The sequence below is a fragment of the Pseudodesulfovibrio halophilus DSM 5663 genome (assembly GCF_059568665.1).
Genome location: NZ_JCANTV010000011.1, coordinates 202327 through 219881, shown reverse-complemented (window position 1 = coordinate 219881; position 17555 = coordinate 202327). Strand labels below are relative to the sequence as shown.

14 protein-coding genes and 1 tRNA gene are annotated in these 17555 nt (G+C 57.1%); 7 read left to right on the top strand and 8 right to left on the bottom strand.

Annotation, left to right across the window (positions count from 1 at the left end; translation table 11 throughout):
* Window positions 1–34 precede the first annotated feature (34 nt).
* Window positions 35–1723 carry a YcaO-like family protein gene (locus BR24_RS09985; protein WP_496541344.1) on the top strand — a complete coding sequence of 563 codons (1689 nt, stop codon included), beginning with the start codon at window positions 35–37 and terminating at the stop codon, window positions 1721–1723.
* Window positions 1724–1769: 46 nt separating this feature from the next.
* Window positions 1770–1856: transfer RNA gene (locus tag BR24_RS09980), tRNA-Leu, on the top strand.
* A 269-nt stretch (window positions 1857–2125) separates the two neighbouring features.
* Here BR24_RS09980 and BR24_RS09975 read toward each other — a convergent pair.
* Window positions 2126–2749: a type IV toxin-antitoxin system AbiEi family antitoxin domain-containing protein gene (locus BR24_RS09975; RefSeq protein WP_496541343.1), complete on the bottom strand. Its 624-nt coding sequence runs from the start codon at window positions 2747–2749 to the stop codon at window positions 2126–2128.
* A 608-nt stretch (window positions 2750–3357) separates the two neighbouring features.
* On the opposite strand from BR24_RS09975, the gene BR24_RS09970 reads away from it, so the two are divergent.
* Window positions 3358–3510, top strand: coding sequence for a hypothetical protein (locus BR24_RS09970; protein ID WP_496541342.1), 153 nt, complete (start codon window positions 3358–3360; stop codon window positions 3508–3510).
* A gap of 165 nt (window positions 3511–3675) precedes the next feature.
* Here the strand turns inward: BR24_RS09970 and BR24_RS09965 are convergent, their stop codons facing one another.
* From BR24_RS09965 to BR24_RS09940, 6 genes are all read right to left on the bottom strand, one after another.
* Window positions 3676–4716, bottom strand: coding sequence for a hypothetical protein (locus BR24_RS09965; protein WP_496541341.1), 1041 nt, complete (start codon window positions 4714–4716; stop codon window positions 3676–3678).
* Window positions 4717–5131: 415 nt separating this feature from the next.
* Window positions 5132–5431, bottom strand: a complete 300-nt coding sequence (locus BR24_RS09960) for a hypothetical protein (protein ID WP_496541340.1) — start codon at window positions 5429–5431, stop codon at window positions 5132–5134.
* A gap of 77 nt (window positions 5432–5508) precedes the next feature.
* Complete coding sequence (locus BR24_RS09955; protein ID WP_496541339.1) at window positions 5509–7131, bottom strand: aldehyde dehydrogenase family protein; 1623 nt, start codon at window positions 7129–7131, stop codon at window positions 5509–5511.
* A gap of 620 nt (window positions 7132–7751) precedes the next feature.
* Window positions 7752–9218: a nuclease-related domain-containing protein gene (locus BR24_RS09950; protein ID WP_496541338.1), complete on the bottom strand. Its 1467-nt coding sequence runs from the start codon at window positions 9216–9218 to the stop codon at window positions 7752–7754.
* A 52-nt stretch (window positions 9219–9270) separates the two neighbouring features.
* Window positions 9271–11034: a hypothetical protein gene (locus tag BR24_RS09945; protein WP_496541337.1), complete on the bottom strand. Its 1764-nt coding sequence runs from the start codon at window positions 11032–11034 to the stop codon at window positions 9271–9273.
* 539 nt (window positions 11035–11573) lie between these two features.
* Window positions 11574–12680, bottom strand: coding sequence for a YMGG-like glycine zipper-containing protein (locus tag BR24_RS09940; RefSeq protein WP_496541336.1), 1107 nt, complete (start codon window positions 12678–12680; stop codon window positions 11574–11576).
* Between the two features lie 289 nt (window positions 12681–12969).
* On the opposite strand from BR24_RS09940, the gene BR24_RS09935 reads away from it, so the two are divergent.
* Genes BR24_RS09935 through BR24_RS09925 form a run of 3 tightly spaced genes read left to right on the top strand, consistent with a single transcriptional unit; the run spans window position 12970 to window position 15294 of the window.
* Window positions 12970–13845, top strand: coding sequence for a beta-keto acid cleavage family enzyme (locus BR24_RS09935; RefSeq protein ID WP_496541335.1), 876 nt, complete (start codon window positions 12970–12972; stop codon window positions 13843–13845).
* Between the two features lie 13 nt (window positions 13846–13858).
* On the top strand, window positions 13859–14818 hold the full coding sequence (locus BR24_RS09930) for a 3-hydroxyacyl-CoA dehydrogenase NAD-binding domain-containing protein (RefSeq protein ID WP_496541334.1): 960 nt from the start codon (window positions 13859–13861) through the stop codon (window positions 14816–14818).
* A complete protein-coding gene (locus BR24_RS09925; protein ID WP_496541333.1) occupies window positions 14818–15294 on the top strand; it encodes a thioesterase family protein in 477 nt (158 codons plus the stop codon). The genes BR24_RS09930 and BR24_RS09925 overlap by 1 nt, the downstream gene beginning before the upstream one ends.
* On the opposite strand, the gene BR24_RS09920 is transcribed toward BR24_RS09925, so the two are convergent.
* On the bottom strand, window positions 15295–16299 hold the full coding sequence (locus tag BR24_RS09920; protein WP_496541332.1) for a GlxA family transcriptional regulator: 1005 nt from the start codon (window positions 16297–16299) through the stop codon (window positions 15295–15297).
* A 119-nt stretch (window positions 16300–16418) separates the two neighbouring features.
* Here BR24_RS09920 and BR24_RS09915 point away from each other — a divergent pair, with 119 nt between their 5' ends.
* Window positions 16419–17342, top strand: a complete 924-nt coding sequence (locus BR24_RS09915; protein WP_496541331.1) for a glycine betaine ABC transporter substrate-binding protein — start codon at window positions 16419–16421, stop codon at window positions 17340–17342.
* The last annotated feature ends 213 nt before the right edge of the window (window positions 17343–17555 follow it).

The following is a 17555-nucleotide window of genomic DNA, read 5'->3' as shown; positions in this document are numbered from 1 at the left end:
CTTGCGTGACGAAATCCAGCACTGGAGCAAACTTATGCGATACGAACTCAAACTGATGGACACTCAGGCGGGGGTCGGCTGCTTTGCCGCCATGCCCAAGCAGAACCTCAGCTTTTCCGCCATGGTGGACCACCTCAGGCAAGCCCCCTACGACACCTACATGCACGAGCACCTGCTCGACGGCCTCGGCAGGCACCGCCCCAAAAAGGTGGAAAAGCTCATCAACGGCGTCATGACGGATAACGGCTCGTCCGATCCGGTACTCACCGCCCTGCTGTATGAGGCCTGTCTGGTGCATGGGCGACTGGAAAAATATCTGCCCATGTTCGAAGGCGTAGATGTCAACTCCCTGAACGACAATCTCCCGACCATCCGCATCCGCTCCCATCAGCTTGAGGACCAGCCGCTGCACCGGCAATGGGCGCCGCTTTTCGCCAACAACTTCTCCTTCCACGAGCCTCTTCCGGCACCGAAAGAGGCAGGCCTTGCCGCTCCGGTCAATGAGGATGACCTCCCCTCCGGCCATGCCTACACAGCGGAGCAGGCCCGTCAGGAGCTTGAAGGCTCCCTGCCCGAGCCCAAGGAACGCAAGCCCCTCGAGGAGACGAGTTCCTACGCCCTGTCGGTGCTGGAGAAGGTCGACGCCTTCGTCGGTCCCGCCATGGCGCACAAGGCGAGCCTTTCCCCGGTGAACCGCCTGCGCCACTGGATGGTGGACGTCCGGTGCTCCAACGGTCGCCACTCGGATTCGCTCTCCGGCATGCAGACCTGCTACGGGCGGGGCCTTGCCGAAGCCAACGCCGAGGCGTCGTATTCCATGGAGCTCGCCGAACGCTTTTCTTCCTATGCGAGCTTCGGGGGCAACGCCATCCGGGGATACGAGAAGAACTATCCGCTGACGCTTGCGGCGTTTGAAGAGCTGGAACAGGAAGCCGTCGACCTGAGCAAGGTCCGTCTGGAGGTCCCCTACTCGGGCCAGCGCATCAACTGGTTCGAAGGGCATCGCCCCGATGAATCCGGCGGCATCAAACCGATCATGATTCCGGCGCAGTTCGTTTTTCTCTTCTGCAATCTGGACGAGCAGCATCTGTTTTCGGCCCTGAGTTCCACAGGGCTGGCCTCGGGCAACACGCTGTCAGAAGCCAAGGTTTCAGCGCTGCTTGAAGTCATTGAGCGAGACGCTGACGCGACCATTCCTTTTGACATGTCACGCGCCTTCCGCATCGAATCCGACGATCCGCAGGTGAATTTCCTGTTGGAGCAGTACGAAGAGATGGGAATCCACGTCTGGTTCCTCGATATGACCCCGGAATTCGGCGTCCCCTGCTACAAGTCTGTGGTCCTCGGCGCCCGCGGGGGGCTGGACAAGGGCTCCGGATCGGACCTGAACGGACGTTCCGCGTTGATTTCCGCCATGACGGAGACCCCCTACCCGTTTCCAGGCCCCAGAAGCGCTCCGGCTCCGGGAGGCCTCCCGGTTCGCAGGCTTGAAGACCTCCCCGACCACTCGACAGGCAGCGCGGAAGGGGACCTGATGGTGCTGGAAAAGACGCTCATGGAGAACGGCTTCATTCCAGCCTACGCAGACATGACCCGCAAGGACCTGAGGATTCCCGTGACACGCGCCATCGTGCCGGGCCTTGAGATCAATTCGGACTTCGACCGGTACACGCGCATCTCCCCGCGACTCTGGGCCAACTATCTGCGCATGTTCGCCCGATAAGCTGTTGACGTGCCAAACCATTGAAGGCTAAATAAATCGCCCTCACGCCCGGATGGCGGAACTGGTAGACGCAAGGGACTTAAAATCCCTCGGTGCTTGCACTGTGCGGGTTCAACTCCCGCTCCGGGTACCATGAAAATTAAAGCGAAAGCGGCTAGTTGCAAGACAACTAGCCGCTTTCGCTTTTTCTACTCTGCCTTCCTCCAAAAGACGCCTGAAACAAAAAAATGTCCCATAATTGCCCCAAGCGACACTTTGTGTCCCATTGTGGGATGGAGATGCCCCTGTAGATAAACCGCTCAATAGCGTAGTGCTGCAGGATTTCACCAGACGTTCTGGACGATTCCCTGGCCTTGTTCTGCAAACGCTGATGAACGGATGCGGAAATATTCTTGCTTTCTCTCACAGAATAGCCTCGATGTAGGGACGCATGACCTTGGCCACCCGACATATGTTCGCATACCGCATCAGATCGTTCACTTTCACTGCTTGTCGTTCCCGATACAGCCGAACCGCCTCAATGGCAGTGTCCATTCCGATCTTGTTTCTGAATTTGAAGCAATCTGCCAGCGTCTTCTCCGGGCAGTAGATGCGAACGTTCACGTTGTCGAGGGCGTGATTCTCCACTCCCTCCAAGAAGGCTTCGCCGCTGAAGCGATAAGTTGCGATTGGAGGGTAATCCAGTCGCGGGTCCTCGGCCCCTCTGGGCAGCGCCAGATGAACCTCATGCGGTATCTGGGTTGTGATCCCATGAAAGGCAAGAGCTGAGATAAGACAGATGACGCCTTTTGGGGCTCGCGTAGCGACAACGACCAGATCTGGATCGCCAAGGGCAGGAGCCTCTGCCAGCCTATAGACCCCTCGACTTACAGGCTCCACAATCCCCGAATCCCTGAGAGCGTACAGCGTGCTTGGATGAACTCCTTTGTGCAGAGCTTGCCCCGTGCGCAGGATGCCGCCTTCTCGTTTGAAAATGGCGATGGCCTCATCGAACCTGCCGCCTCTCGTCGTTTCATTTCTTCGCATGATAAAATTACCTACACTTATTTACTTCTGTCGATATTTTTATCAGAACCAAATTCTAAATCAAGCCCTTCCGACTTGATTCAGAAAACAGCCTTAGAAAGCGCGTAAGTAAACTGTTCTGAGCCCATAAGGCTGGTATCGCGTTCAGCTGAGTTCGGCACCCACTAGGGAGCCGCCGCGCTAGCTCCCGCAGAGCCCGCAAACGGGCTGACGCGCGGCGAGGAGAAGCAGGAAAGACCACTACTTGTATTTACTCTACTTGTTTTATTTTACTCGGAAAACTTTTTGTCACCCCCTAGTTTTTACTCAACTTGAAAAACCATCGCGGTTGTTACAAAAAAGGCTTTTCGGGGCTCAACATAAAAAAGGCAGGATGGCATACCATCAAAATGTCACCCCACTCTCCGCACACTCGCCAGCTGGCCAGCTGGCCAGCAAGATGAGCAACAGACCCTACCCTCAATATTACCACCGGACTGCCTAAACACCCCAGACCAAATATGGCCGTCCAGTGTCACTCCTCACGAACTTTGCGATCTGGCACAGTCTCTCAATCGACACCACGACGCATAGTGTGTCTGGTACAAGCCCAATGATGGAGATTAAAAATGACCAAAGGATCTGGAAAGAAAATCAAGCCTGAAGACAACGCGGCCAACATCCCGAACGCGAACAAAGGCACCAGTGGAACAAATCGCCAATACGATCAAAATCAGGGGGATCGCGGCAAGAAGATGAATCCAAATCAGCAAGGCAAGTAAGGAAACGCAAAATGCCCGATACTTCAAACATGAGCCAAGAAGAACTCGATCTGTGGTCCGACATCAACAACCCTAATAACGATGCCGACATGGATGACTGGGCCGATGGCCACAATCCCAACAACGAAGATTACATAGGCTCCTAGGCGTTAATGAAGCGAGGGGCTATGTGTTGCTCCTCGCTTCATTCCATTTCTCAAACCCCTTCTGGTGATACTTTTGCCACTCAGGATACTCTTGAAAGATGGAGACGAGTTCCTGTTCGTCCTTAAAGAAGAGAGGGATGTAGTTCTCCCGAAGCTCTTTCAACAAACACTGCAAAAAACGGGTGATACCGTATGACATCATCACTCCATCATCCCCGTCAAAAAAGGAGTCTCGAATCAAGCGTATATACTCCCAACTCGGTGGAATCTGGCCAGCCAACCAGCGCTTGACCTGTCGCTTCTGACTATCAATGTTCTTATCCTGCTCCCGCACGGTCAAAGGCTTCAGCTGTTCAGCGAACTGGGCTATACTTGGGATTTCCAACTTCTTCATAAACACTTCAAAAAGTACTCTAATTGGCTCAATGAGTTTGCCATCTCTGTAATACGGCATGCACTTGTGAATCCGCGGTCCAATGCCGGGCTTCACTAAATCAGAGTGAAGCAAAGAGACTTCAAAAGCGCCTAAGACAAAAAGATTTGTTCGCAGCAAAACCTTTCCACTTTCGACAGGCAAGATTCGTTTACCTTTAGGGGCCTTCTTTCTTCCAATCTGATAGCAAGTCGTTAGAAAAGAATGTGGCATAACAGACTGAGGCAAACCAGTTTTCTCAAATTGCTTTTTCCAACATGAGTTTTTTCTTTGCTTTGCGGCAGCGGCTTTGAATGGAGCACTTTCAATTCTGTCTACAATCTCAGTGACGTAATCAAAAGAGGAAGAATAAGGGAAATTCGGAACCTCTTTAAAGCCTTCAACAGCGTTCTTCCAAGGTTGGGGTGTTTGCTTGTCAAGAAGTAACCGGATTTGTTCTTCACTAAGAGAACAGGCTGCACTCAAGTCAGCCACAATGGCATCCATTGTTTTCCTTGAGGGCGATGCGCCATTTTTCAAATTTCTAACAGTCTTGGCGGGGACAGAAGGAAACATGTCTGCCAGGAAGGATTTGTATTCTTTAGGGCAGAGCATTTTTACGAAGATCTCAGGTGTGATCAGAAGCATAGGCCTAACAAACTTTTATATATCTTATTCAGAAACTCAAGTTCTTACCACTAAGCGAAATGCGGACAACCCGTTCACGTTTACAACCACACTGTATGTTCACTCAATGTGTTAATTAGTTGAAAACCGTTTTGTCATCCCCCACAATTTCTATCCCAATAGGCTATCCATGATGGTAGCTACAAAAGGTCATTTCTGAGCTGGACAGAAGATGAACGCAACGGCATCCTATCAAAATGTCACCCATCTCCGCCGCCTCCTGCCGCTCAGCAAGTGGATTGTCCAAGAAAACCCTAGGGCAATCCAACTGGCCATAACTGATAACTCCGCCAAACTGTCCCACAATTGCCACAAAAACTATTTTTATTAAATAATAGCAATACATTACAGATTGATAGGCAACATATTGAGAGGCTTAAAATCCCTCGGTGCTTGCACTGTGCGGGTTCAACTCCCGCTCCGGGTACCATGAAATAAAAGGACTTTTTGCCGAATCGACAAAAAGTCCTTTTTCTTTGTTCGCATCTTCGCGCCAGTTGCTCCTGCTGCTAACTCCCTGAATATCTTCATTACGACCGGCACGGGTCGAGCCAATGCCGGAGAGCCTTCTGAAATGTAGCGTACCGACTTCATGAAAAAAACCTAGTTCGGCAAATTCCCTGCTTCTTATCCGAATACGCCGGCGAAGCGACCCTTTTCGATGAACATCTCTCATGAAGTGCTCGAATCGCCTCTGGGGGTTGCCCTCCGACTCCGCGGGAACAGGGGGCTGACGTCTTGCCGAATGAACTTCTATTTCAGGTGATCGGTATTCAGAAATGAAGAGGCCTGCCGCTCTTGGAGGCCACAGAGCAGTGTCCGGTTGTCATCCGTATTCCTCGCGGCGACTACGGTGCGCATGGAAAAAGCCCGGATTCCGTCCCTGACCGAGAGCGTCCCTACGGCCGAGTCCTTGCGCCCGCCGAATGGAAGCGTGTCAGGCCCGCGTTGGCACTGGCTGTTCAGGTTCACCCGGCAGACCTGCGCGGACATGGCGTCCACAAGCCGTCCGAGCCTGACCGGGTCCTGCCCGAAGAGGCTCACCTGCTGCCCGAAATCGGAGTGCGCCTGATACTCCACGGGAGTGCGCGCGTCATCAAATGGGACCACGGGCACCACAGGCCCGAACTGCTCCTCATGGTACACGCGCATGGATGAATCCACCGGATACAGAATCGCGGGGTGCACAAGGTTTTCGAACACGGAACCGCCCCCCGGGTTGACGATCCGCGCCCCTTTCGAGACCGCGTCGTCCACCAGCGTCCTGAGATACTCCGCCCGGCCCGGCTCCGGCATCGGGGTGATATCCACGTCAGGATCAAATGGCATGCCGACCCTGAGCGCATCCACGCCCTGCTTGAGCCGTTCCAGCAAATCATCCGCCCTGCTTCTGTGCACGAAAACCGTCTTGATGGCGGTACAGCGCTGACCGCTGAAAGACAGACTCCCCGAGAGGATCTCGGCCGCGGCAACATCCATGTCCGCGTCCTCCAGCACAACGGCCTGATTCTTGGCGTCCAGCCCGAACACGCAGCGCAGGCGGCCCGGCCTCGGATGCAGTTGCCACAGAGAGTTGGCGGCCCCGCTCGATCCGATGAACGCAAACACATCGGCATACCCGGATTTCAGGATCGGATGCACCAATTCCGTATTCCCCGTGATGACATTGACGACGCCGCGAGGGAAACAGTCCCGCAGCGCCTTGAGAATCGGCGAAAAAAGCAGCCGGCCGATCTTGGGCAGCTTGACCACTGCCGTGTTGCCCATCAGCAGCGCCGGTATAAGCGTGGCAAAGGTTTCGTTGAAGGGAAAGTTGTACGGCCCCATGCAGAGCACGGGACCAAGCGGCGCGCGCCGGACACCAGCGAGGATGCCCTCGCCCTCGAAGGTCCGGGAGTCGTGGCGGTCCATCTCCCTGAGGGTGTCGATGGTGTCGCGAACATACTGCACCGTACGATCGAACTCGCCACGCGCCTGTCGAACAGGCTTGCAGATCTCCAGCGTCATGAGCCGGACGACCTCATCACCAACGGCGGCCATGCGCTCAAGAAACCGTTCCATATGGCGGATGCGTTCCTCCTGCGTCATGGCGGGCCATTCGCCAAGCCCGTGTCCGTAGGCTTCCACCGCAGCCTTTGCCGCATCCATGGCGACGTCTTCGTTCAGGACGGGGCAACTTCCAAGATGCAGTGGCGCGAGCAGACCGTTCTCGCTGGCCATGACCGCTGAAAGGACAGGCTCGGTTTCCCCTTTCCAGCGCAGCAGTTCACCGTCGACGAGGTAGTAAGGGGAGTCCATGGGAAGGCCCGAAAGATACTCGGCGGGGATTTCCTCGACGGAAGGATAGATGGACGACAGGTTGTGTTCGATACGCATGAACGGCTCCGAGTCGGTGCAGGTGGATCCTCCGGGCGGGTTTCGCGTACGGAGAAGCCCAAAGGGATAGGTCCATCGGGCTCTCATGTCAATTCGTGAAACCACCCTCCTTGCGAGCAGAGACTGACTCGCTCGCCTGGGCGTTCTGCGCATCACCCATCCATGTCATTAGGACCGAATCATAGACAGAAATCCAAAGGCCCTCAGACGCCCCGCAGGGACAACAATGGTGCAGACCGGTGACACATGAATCCTTCTGCACCCTGCCCTTTCCGGCACTTCGCACGGCATATACGCTGCCCCGCAGGTGGTGAGGCGACGGTATTATCACTGACCTCAACGTCAATGCCGCCTTTGGACTGACACGCAGCCCCTTCTCTGGCCGCGACCCGCTGGATGCCCTGTGCAGGGTGCCGTACTCCGCTCTGCGCCAACCGCTCCGCCCGCATCTTTGACGCGTTCGACGCACCATGTTCATTGTCGCTCACGACTGTGACAACGTGCCGACTTTTCGTAATCCATTGCCTTTTCGTTTGCGACCTCGCTTCGGACAGAATCTATGTCCACAACGCCATCGGGCTCGCGGAAGTGCTCAGGCAGCGGGCACAGGCTGAACGCGGTCAGTCCCGTGTGCCGTTCCTTTTCGTGGACGGAGCCATATCCTGTTTGGTGCCGAACCATATCCCGTCCTGCTTCGGGATTCTGGTTTTCAGGCTCCAGCACTCAGCCAGTTTCGAAAAAAGATAGTCCTCATATGTCTCTGCGGACATGGGTTGGTTCGGCAGTTGATCCGTGTCATCTTCGAACAGTTTCAGATCAAAAAATGCGGGGCGCTGTCCAAAACTGGCCACATGCTCCACCAGTGAGGCAAAAAGTCCTCTTCGCGCCGCACTGAGTTGAGCGATCGAACCATGCGCGTACTCTTGATAAAAATCGGTAAACTCAGAAAGGCTCATCACCTTCACCCCGTCTTCCTCAGCACCTGTCAAGCTGAACTCGTCGTGAGCCGCAACCACCACGCTGTGAATCGGAAGATAAAAATCGCTCAGATTTCTGACCGTCTCGGCAAGGATGGTTCGTGCCCGATTAGCTTGCTCCACCGGGCTCTTCAGCGTCAGATCGCCGTAACCATCCCGCGTCCAGTGGGAGCTGCGCACCCGCCCCTGCTCATCGTATTCACTCAGTACTTTCCAGACGCCGCGAAGGTTTTTCACCTCCACATGAAGCAAGCCGTGCGGAGCAACCACGAGAATATCGACCTCGCACTTTTTGCCTCGGTTGCTGAGGCCGAGTCCCCAGTAAACTATGCCGCCCCCCGTTTCCATGACCTTGGACAACACTAACGCTTCGCCGTAATCACCGGCGCGCTCCCTTGGATCCTCGCTGAGAATTCCCTCCAGGGCGGCCTCGTAGCTCTGGGCAAAACAGGAAGAAGCCACAAGCTGCGGTTCCGGGCCAGCCGCACCGTCTTCATAGACTCCTTCAGGCTCAGACGGCACGCCTTGTTCACTCTGATTCGACTCAACCTCGTTTTCAAAGTTCTGCCGGGACGAGGTCTGCTTTTTTCCTTTGAAAAGAAAGAGCACGCCTCCGGCAATCAGGACCACAAATCCCGCAATTCCCAATGTATTGAGTCGATCGCCGTACGGGTCGGCAAGCAGCCTCCCGGTGAGGGCGTCTGCAATCAGTGACGCATGGTAGCGCATCAGGGTGATGCTCTCGGATAGACCAAAACCGGTACGGACAGGCACCCAATCGTTGTTCAGGCTACATTCTCCAGCGAAATAGTACGCTCCATCAGCGCCGAGGACCATGAAATCCGTCTTTTGCGCTTCCGGACATTCATTCTGGAGAATCATGCCTATCATCCTGTAAAAGGCGTGAAGAGCCTGATCGCCGACTACGCTGCCCGGTCGCATTCTGGCTATTGTCGCAATGTCCGCTTCACACCAGCTCTTGCCATGCCCAACCACGTAGACGTCAGCGCCATACGTTCTGGAATAGGCGATCTTTTCCGGCGCAGTCCCATACGCAAACGAAACGAGCAAGAGCGCAGCCGCTCCCAGTACAATCAATGTCCACCGCATGGCACCTCCAAAATGAAAGGGCGCTTCTCCAAAGGAAAAGCGCCCCTGACCGTCAATATATGGTCTGAGTCTCGACCTTGGTCTTTTTCAGATACAGCTCGTCGGTGAGAATGAGCGTTGTGACAACACCACGCCCCGACTGGTGTATCTGCGCTTCCAATGCGGAGACAGGACGCCTGATATTCTTGCCGGAAGGCATTTCCGAGCGATCGTCCGTAATCCTTTCGCCCCAGTTGAAAACCAGAACCCCGCCCTTGACCATTCGCAGGTCGGGCTCGCCGAACTTCTTGATAAGTCCTTCGACGATGGCTTCCTTTTCATCCTTGGTCGCAGTCTGCCGCAACATGGCCTGCTTGAGCGAGTACACCGGCCCGCCGAGGCCCATCAGGGACTCGCCGGTCTTGACAAAACGGCCCTTGAAGTACCTTCTGCCCGGCGGGAGAGCGTCGCCGAAGGACTTGTATTCCGAGAGGGAGATCGGCGCGGTGGATTCCAACAGCTTAGTCTGCTCGTCGAACTCCGCATCAATGCCAACGCGATCCTCCAGGATATCCTTCACCTCCTCAAGTTCCATGCCGCCATACAGTCCGGCAAGATCCAACTGTCGGGCAGTTCGCCGGTCCCTTTTCTGGACATATGGCTTTTTGGGCTCTGTGGCCTTCACGTGCCACAGGGGATACTCTTCGGCTTCAGAGTCCTTCAATCTGGCTCCGTACTTGGCGGACTCCACATACAGGACAAGCGTCTTTCCGCCTTTCCACGGGTCATCTCCGTATCCGACGGGAGTCAGGCGCAACCTGGCTTTGGCTTCATACAGCGTGCTTACACCCATCTTTGCAAAGACATTGGGATAGCCTTCGAGCATCGCCCGCAACTCGGACTGGATAGTCTCGGGGACTTTTGTTTCCCTGAATTCACGCCAGTTCTGAAGCTTAAGCCTGATTCTGCCTTCTCCCTCATCCGGCGTGAAGACATAAGTGATTTCCTTGTCCCTGAGTAGCGACGGAATAAGCCCTTCACCAAAGATGATGGTTTCACCCATATATTTCGCGTTGGAAAGGATCACCAGAGGCCGCCGGGTATCCACCCCATTGACCATGTATGAATCATTCTTCCCGGAGCGAAGTTTATCGAAATGGGCCTTGACGACATCCCAGCTGGCCACGATCGGCTCCACGCCACGCTTGATACGTTCCTGCCGGGCGGCCTCCTCGGCCTTTCTGCGCCGCCGTTCAGCTTCAAGCCGCTTCTGACGCTCTCGCTCAGCGCGGCGCTGCTCCTCCCGAAGTTTAGCAACCTCGGCTCCGACCCAAGAGGCCGGGTACTCGTAGAGAACCTTCTCGCCCCGGTTCTCCAGGACCTTGAGAGAATGCAGCTGAGTTCGATACTTCGGCACGGAGGTCCCGGGGTAGGTGTCGTGGCCCACGACTTTGACAACGGCAAGGATATCCACCCTTCGATGCCTAAACTTCTTTAGAACCTTTTGGGCCTGGCTCTTCGCCATGCCCATACGGCTGACGGCTTCTCCGCCGAATACATCTATGCGAATTTTCTCAGGGAAACCTTTTCCCATACGATAAATCCAGCTTTTTTCGGGACGATCCACCTCGAACTCAGTCCCCTTGTCGATGGGAGAAAACTCAAACGCCTCTTGCTGGACGTCGTACTTACCCAGCTTCCCGCCAATCCTGAGTTCAATGTAATCCGGTGCTACAGCTTGATAGAATTCCCGCGCCTCATCCCGATACTTGTCCACCATCTTGGCGACTTCAATCTCGTTTCTCCGGACCTTGCGAAACTCCTTGTAATACTTCATTACGATATAATCTTTCACGAAGTCATCACGAGCAGCGGTGGAGGGGGCACCATGCAAAACGCCGGGCGCCAGAGCCAGATACGTCGCCCTCGCCGGCGCTTTGGGAGAAGCGGATTCCTTGCGGGTCACTTCGGAAGGCTTGTCGCTTGACTCGGATGCGACAACGGGCGCGCTCTCCTTCACCACGTTCCAGCCGGTTGAAGACTCAGCCACATAGCTCCCGAGCGATGCTCCGCCGTTCGCGTCCATCACGGAAAAAGCCGCCTTCTCCGCTTCGGGGCATTCGTTTCGAACCACGGTCAGCACTTTCCCAAGAAAAGATTCGACACCACCGCTGCGCAAGGGGCTGTCAGTGTCCAGCTTCACCTTGCCCCTGACGGTCCCGGCACACCAGTCGGTCCCATCCGGACCCACGAAGACCTCGGCACCCATTTTCTTGGAATAGGCCAGACGATGCCACGACGCGGCCTCTGCCGCGCCCGCCGAAAGCATCAGCAGGCACAACAGGGCCGGAAGAATTGTCCGGATACCTCGCATGACTAAATAATCTCCCATGCACCATCGGTTCCCTTGCTCGCCACGACCGTGGTTTCTTCTTGCCCTTTGGGAGAAGAGACCTTCATCTTGAGTGTACGGGCCGGAGCTTCCACTTCAACCTGCTCTGCCACATAGTCGTCGGTTTCCGGCGTGTCGGGATAGCTGGCGACCATGGTATCGAGATCTACGGCCTTCCGCAGAGTCTGAGAGGACTTCATGTCCTCGGGCATCGCGTCGAGATCGTACGCAGGCTTCATGACCTGCTGCGCGTCTGCGGTTTGCGTCTCGACCATGGCACTTTTCCTTGCAGTGCACTCCTTTTCGCCCTCCTGCTTCTCGGCCGCCTTGCGCTCAGCAAGCGTTCCTTCCTTGCCGACAAGAGAGGCGTGTATGTAGCCGATTGCGTGACGATTCTTGTTGATGAGAATCCAGTTCCTGCCCTTGACCTTGCCGACGGCAAGAACCTTGTCGCCTTCGGGCAGCACTTCGGCCACGTCGTTTTCCATGGACGGGCCGAAACGCACGTTGGAAGCGGTCAAAATTTCGTACGGCTCGCCGATGAGCTCCAGCTTGCCGGGCTTTTGGACTTTCTTATGCCGGACAATAGGTATTTCCCGCTCGACCGTTTCCGTCTTTTCAACCGTGATCTCTGCTTTTGCTTTGGTGTCCGGATTTTCCCACGTGGTGGTTTCCCCGTCCTTGGCACGCGAGAGAGCCTTGGTGGACTCGCGTTCAACAGCCAGACGGTCCTGCTCATCAAGATAGCCGCCTATCTGGTTGCCAATAAAGCCGCCGGCGAGCACGCCGATGCCTACGGCAAGGGCCTTTCCAGCACCTTTTCCGATAAAACTACCGGCCACGGCGCCGACAAGGGCCCCCACGGCCATCCCCGTCTTTTGCTTGCTGGCCTGGCAGCCGCCGACAAGGATGCTGCAAACAAGCAGAATAACGACAGAACGAGCAGTACTGGATTTTTGATGAGCGCCAAACACGATTCCCTCCGAAGTGTAGTCGAATAGAAAATGAACATCATGAAGTTCAACAACAGAGCCACAAAAAAAGGTTTCGGCGATATGCATCGCAACGAAAACCTCTTTCAAAAGCAGCACTATAAAAATGTGCCTTTATAGCTTATTCAAGCCTCTCAGCGAAGTCAACAAACCGACGATATTGAAGCTATGCTTTTCCGAGACCGTTTTTTTCGGCGTATATAAAGCCACTTCTTACCATTCAGTGACGAGCAATAATTTCTGGAGAAACAGACTCTCTCACTCAATCCGTCATACTGGATCAAGATTCCGTCGCAATAAGTCATAACAGGATTCTTTTCCGCGCCTAGTGTCAGGCGGTCTTCGGGCGCGGCTGCCCGGACAAAAAGGAATGAACAAGGATTTTAATATGAATACGACACCGATAATCACCTGTGCCATCACCGGCGCCGGAGATACCGCGGACAGGAATCCAGCGGTCCCGGTCACACCCCGGCAGATCGCCGAGTCGGCCATTGCGGCGCGGAACGCTGGGGCCGCCGTAGCGCACATCCACGTCCGCGACCCCGAGACCGGCAAAGCCTCGCGGGCTCCGGAGCTGTACCGGGAAGTTGTGGAACGCATCCGCGAGAGCGGCTCCGACGTCATCATCAACCTCACTGCCGGCATGGGCGGGGACTTCGTCCCGGACGAAAATGAGCCGAACACCGGCGGGGCAGGCTCCGATATGGCCGGGGCCGAGGAACGCATCGCCCATATCCGGGAACTCAAGCCGGAGATTTGCACCCTCGACTGCGGCTCCATGAACTACGCCGACGCCGCATACATCACCACGCCCGATCAACTTCGCACCATGGCGGCCGGCATCGCCGAATCCGGCGTAAAGCCCGAAATCGAAGTTTTCGAGATGGGTCATGTCTGGATGGCCAAACAGCTCATCCAGGAAGGCCTCATCGCCGCCCCGCCGCTTTTTCAGCTGTGCATGGGCATCCCCTTCTGCGCCCCGGCAACGCCGGAGGCCATGCTGACGCTTCGCAACCAGCTGCCCGAAGGCGCGATCTGGGCCGGGTTCGGCATTGGACGCAACCAGTTCCCCTTTGCGGCGCAGGCCCTGCTTATGGGCGGCCACATGCGCGTGGGACTGGAAGACAACCTCTACCTCAAGAAGGGCGTCCCGGCGGACAACGTCATGCTCGTGGAGAAAGCCGTACAACTCGCGGACACGCTGGGCGCGGCTCCCGCCACCCCGGATCAGGCTCGTGACATCCTTGGACTCAACCAATAGCGCTAGAATAATCATGAAAGACATCAAGGACATAAAAACGGTAGGCATCCTCGGCGCGGGCGTCATCGGCGGCGGCTGGGCGCTGCACTTCCTTCGCAACGGTCTCGACGTGGTCGCTTTCGACCCCGGCCCGGGCGCAAAGGAGAAACTGCGCCGGATGGTGGAAGAAAACTGGCCCACCATGGAGAAGCTCGGCCTGTCCGTGGGCGCCTCCAGGGACCGTCTCAGGTTCGCCGACTCCCTCGAGGAGTTGGTGGAACAGGTCCAGTTCATACAGGAATCCGCCCCAGAGAATCTCGAATCCAAGCAGGAGCTCTACAAAACCCTTGGCGAGCTGGCCTCTCCTGACACCATTATCTGCTCCAGCACTTCGGGGTTTGCCATGAGCGACATCCAGAAGAAGTGCGGCACGCCGGAGCGCACCGTGGTCGGGCACCCGTTCAACCCGCCGTACCTCGTCCCGTTCATGGAAGTCGTGGGTGGCGACCACAGCGACCCGGAGCTTGTGGACAGGACCGCGGAGTTCTTCGAGAGCACAGGCAAAAAGGTCATCCGGATGCAGCGGGAGCTCCCGGGGTTCATCGCCAACCGGTTGCAGGAAGCCCTGTGGCGCGAAGCCCTGCACATGGTGGCGGAAGGCGAAGCCACCGTGGATGAGATCGACGCATCCATCGCCTACGGTCCCGGCCTGCGCTGGGCGATCATGGGGCCGTGCCTCACGTTCCACATGGCGGGCGGCGAGGGCGGCATGGCCCACATGCTGGACCACTTCGGTCCTGCGCTTGAAGAGCCATGGACCCGCCTGAAAGCGCCCGAACTCACCAAGACGCTTCGCGACCGCATGGTGGAGGGCTGCGAGAAGGCCGCCAAAGGACGCAGCTGCGACGATCTGGTTCGTGAACGCGACGAATGCCTCATTCGCATCATGAGCGCACTGGACGACTACCGCAGTGCGGTCGGGGAGAGCTGCTGATGACCGAAATCATGTACGAAAATCAGGTGCCCGCTGACTGGATCGACTACAACGGGCACCTGACGGAAGCTGGCTACGTGCTGGTCTTCGGCCACGCCACCGACGGCGTGCTGGACCGCATCGGCATGGACGAGGCGTTTCGCACCAGCCGCAAGGTCTCCGCCTACACGGTGGAGGGCCATATCAACTACTACAGGGAATCCCGCGAAGGTGACAACATCAGGGTCCGCACCTTCGTAACGGGCACCGACGCCAAGCGCATGCACCTGCTGCACCGGATGTACCGCGTGCGGGATGGACATGAAACGCATCTGGCCTCATCCGAAGTGCTCCTGCTGCACGTGGACACCTCGGAAACGCCGCACACCGCGCCGTTCGCGCCGGAAGTGGCGCAGGAGCTGGACCGGCTCAGGCAGGCGCACATTGGCGAATGGGATGAAACGGAGGTCAGCCGCCGCATCGCATTGGACGGCTGATCAGGACGCGGCCCGCTCGTTTCGCGGCGGGATGCCGAACCGGCTTCGGTAGGCCCGCGAGAAGTGAGCCTGACCGGAAAACCCGCAGGCCACGGCGATGTCGGTGATCCGCATGTCGGTTTGTCGAAGAAGGCGGCGCGCTCGCTCCAGACGAAGGTCGAGATAATAGCGGGAGGGTGTTTCCCCGACTTTTTCATTGAAAAGGCGCTGCACCTGACGGACGGAAAGCCCGCACTCGGCTGCCAGGCCGCTCATATCCAGCGGCGGGGCCACTTCCATGGAGGCGGCGCGCTCCAGACACTCCACCGCCCTGCTCAGGGCGGGCGTGGGTGCCGCCAGGCGATGAGCCGGTGCGGTCCGCTGGCTCTCCATGGGGTCGCGGATGCGGTCCATGACGAACTGCTCGGATATGGCCCGGGAAAGTTCGTGACCATGGGTACGCCCCATGAGGCCGAGCATCATGTCGAGCGAGGCCGTGGCCCCGGAGCAGGTCACCCGGTCGCGGTCAATCTCGTAGATGTTCTCCGTGGCGCGCACTCCGAGGAAGTCCTCGCGAAACGCCGAGAGGTTCTCCCAGTGCACCGTGGCCCGGTATCCGCGCAGCAGTCCGCAGCGGGCCAGAACAACGCTGCCGGTATCAATGCCGCCGAGGGTGGCGCCGGTGGCCGCAGCGGCCGAGAGCCATGAGCACAGAGTGGAAGAGACCACGCGCTCCGGCTCGAAGCCCGCGCACACGAAAACGCTTTTCACTCCGTAGCGCCTGAAAGGCGGCTCCGGAAAGGGCACGGTCATGATGGCCATGCCGTTGCTGGCTTCAACAGGACCGCCGCTTTCGGAAATGAATTCCCAGCGGAACAGGCCGGGCCGGATCTGGTTGGCAACGCGCAACGGCTCCACGGCGGCCAGCAGGCCGAGCATGGAGAACCCTTTTCCGGGCAGGAACCAGACGGGCTCGCCGGAATGCGAGGATCCGCCGCCCGCGGAGTCGAATTGATTCAAAGGCATCGGGCGATTCTGTCCCTTCAAGAGCCTTGAGGCAAGCGCTTTGAGGCCGGACATCGCCCTCCATGGTCGGGAACCGGACAACCGGACCGATCCGGCCGAACAGAAACAAAGGAGTTTGCATGAAAGTCGTCAGGAACCTTTTCATTTCCCTGCTGATGGTAACGTTTTTCGCTGCCGGGGCATCTGCCGCCCCCACCGTCAAGTTCGGCGTGCCTTCCTGGCCCGGCGTGACGGTCAAGAGCGAGGTGGCCTGCCGCATCCTGCAGGCCATGGGCTACGAGACCGAACAGATCGTGGCCTCCCCTTCCATCATCCTCAAGTCCATGGAGATCGCCGAGCTGGACGCCTACCTCGGCGGCTGGACTCCGGTGGAAGACCCCATGCTCGACCCGCTGATCGAAAAGGGTGTGATTGAAAAGGTCGTGGCGAACATCGAGGAAGCCGCGGTAGGCCTCGTGGTTCCGCAGGATCTGTACGAAAAGGGGATCCGCACCGCCGAGGATCTTGACGCCAACAAGGAGCGCTTTGGCGGCAAGATATACGGCATCGGCGCCGGTTCCGGCATCAACGACGAGATCGAGAAGGCCATCAAGGCCGACGCGGCCGGACTTGGCGACTGGGAGCTGGTTGCTTCCTCCACGTCCGCAATGCTCGCTCAGGCCGGCAACATGATGGAAAAGGGCGACTGGGTCGTGTTCGTGGGCTGGCAGCCGCACTGGATGAACATCGCCCACGACCTTGAATACCTCGACTCTAAAACCGAGGGCACTTCGGAGATCGCAGGCAAGACCTCCATCGTCTACACGGTGACCACCGACGAGTTCCACACCGACTATCCGCAGGCTTACGCCTTTCTGAAGCAGTTCGTGGTCCCCTCGCAGATTCAGTCCGACTGGATTTTCAGCAACAAGCGCGACGGCCTCTCCCCGGAGAAGACCGCCGAAGAATGGCTCGCAGCCAACCGCGAGCAGGTCGCCAAGTGGCTCGACGGCATCAAGGCCATCGACGGCACTCCAGCCATTGACGCCCTTTACGACAGCTAGCGGCTTCCCCATTCCGCAGAAAGCAGGGCCGTCCGAATGCATCCGGGCGGCCTTTTTTTCGTCACACCATACGACCAGCCGCAATTATACCCGAATCATGCCGAAAATATCCCCTCCCGTCTGGTCTTCTTCCATATACATTGTATAAGGTGAAAGTAGCCCCGTTACCAAGACCGCGTTTTCACAAAAGGAGGAACTGCATATGTCTTCGGT

What these genes read in the sequence shown, in the direction of transcription:
- BR24_RS09945 (WP_496541337.1), bottom strand. Translation starts at nt 11,034, where the DNA reads ATGAAGTATTACAAGGAGTTTCGCAAGGTCCGGAGAAACGAGATTGAA.
- BR24_RS09950 (WP_496541338.1), bottom strand. Translation starts at nt 9,218, where the DNA reads ATGCGGTGGACATTGATTGTACTGGGAGCGGCTGCGCTCTTGCTCGTT.
- BR24_RS09985 (WP_496541344.1), top strand. Translation starts at nt 35, where the DNA reads ATGCGATACGAACTCAAACTGATGGACACTCAGGCGGGGGTCGGCTGC.
- BR24_RS09970 (WP_496541342.1), top strand. Translation starts at nt 3,358, where the DNA reads ATGACCAAAGGATCTGGAAAGAAAATCAAGCCTGAAGACAACGCGGCC.
- BR24_RS09935 (WP_496541335.1), top strand. Translation starts at nt 12,970, where the DNA reads ATGAATACGACACCGATAATCACCTGTGCCATCACCGGCGCCGGAGAT.
- BR24_RS09960 (WP_496541340.1), bottom strand. Translation starts at nt 5,431, where the DNA reads ATGAGAGATGTTCATCGAAAAGGGTCGCTTCGCCGGCGTATTCGGATA.
- BR24_RS09925 (WP_496541333.1), top strand. Translation starts at nt 14,818, where the DNA reads ATGACCGAAATCATGTACGAAAATCAGGTGCCCGCTGACTGGATCGAC.
- BR24_RS09930 (WP_496541334.1), top strand. Translation starts at nt 13,859, where the DNA reads ATGAAAGACATCAAGGACATAAAAACGGTAGGCATCCTCGGCGCGGGC.
- BR24_RS09915 (WP_496541331.1), top strand. Translation starts at nt 16,419, where the DNA reads ATGAAAGTCGTCAGGAACCTTTTCATTTCCCTGCTGATGGTAACGTTT.
- BR24_RS09965 (WP_496541341.1), bottom strand. Translation starts at nt 4,716, where the DNA reads ATGCTTCTGATCACACCTGAGATCTTCGTAAAAATGCTCTGCCCTAAA.
- BR24_RS09955 (WP_496541339.1), bottom strand. Translation starts at nt 7,131, where the DNA reads ATGCGTATCGAACACAACCTGTCGTCCATCTATCCTTCCGTCGAGGAA.
- BR24_RS09975 (WP_496541343.1), bottom strand. Translation starts at nt 2,749, where the DNA reads ATGCGAAGAAATGAAACGACGAGAGGCGGCAGGTTCGATGAGGCCATC.
- BR24_RS09920 (WP_496541332.1), bottom strand. Translation starts at nt 16,299, where the DNA reads ATGCCTTTGAATCAATTCGACTCCGCGGGCGGCGGATCCTCGCATTCC.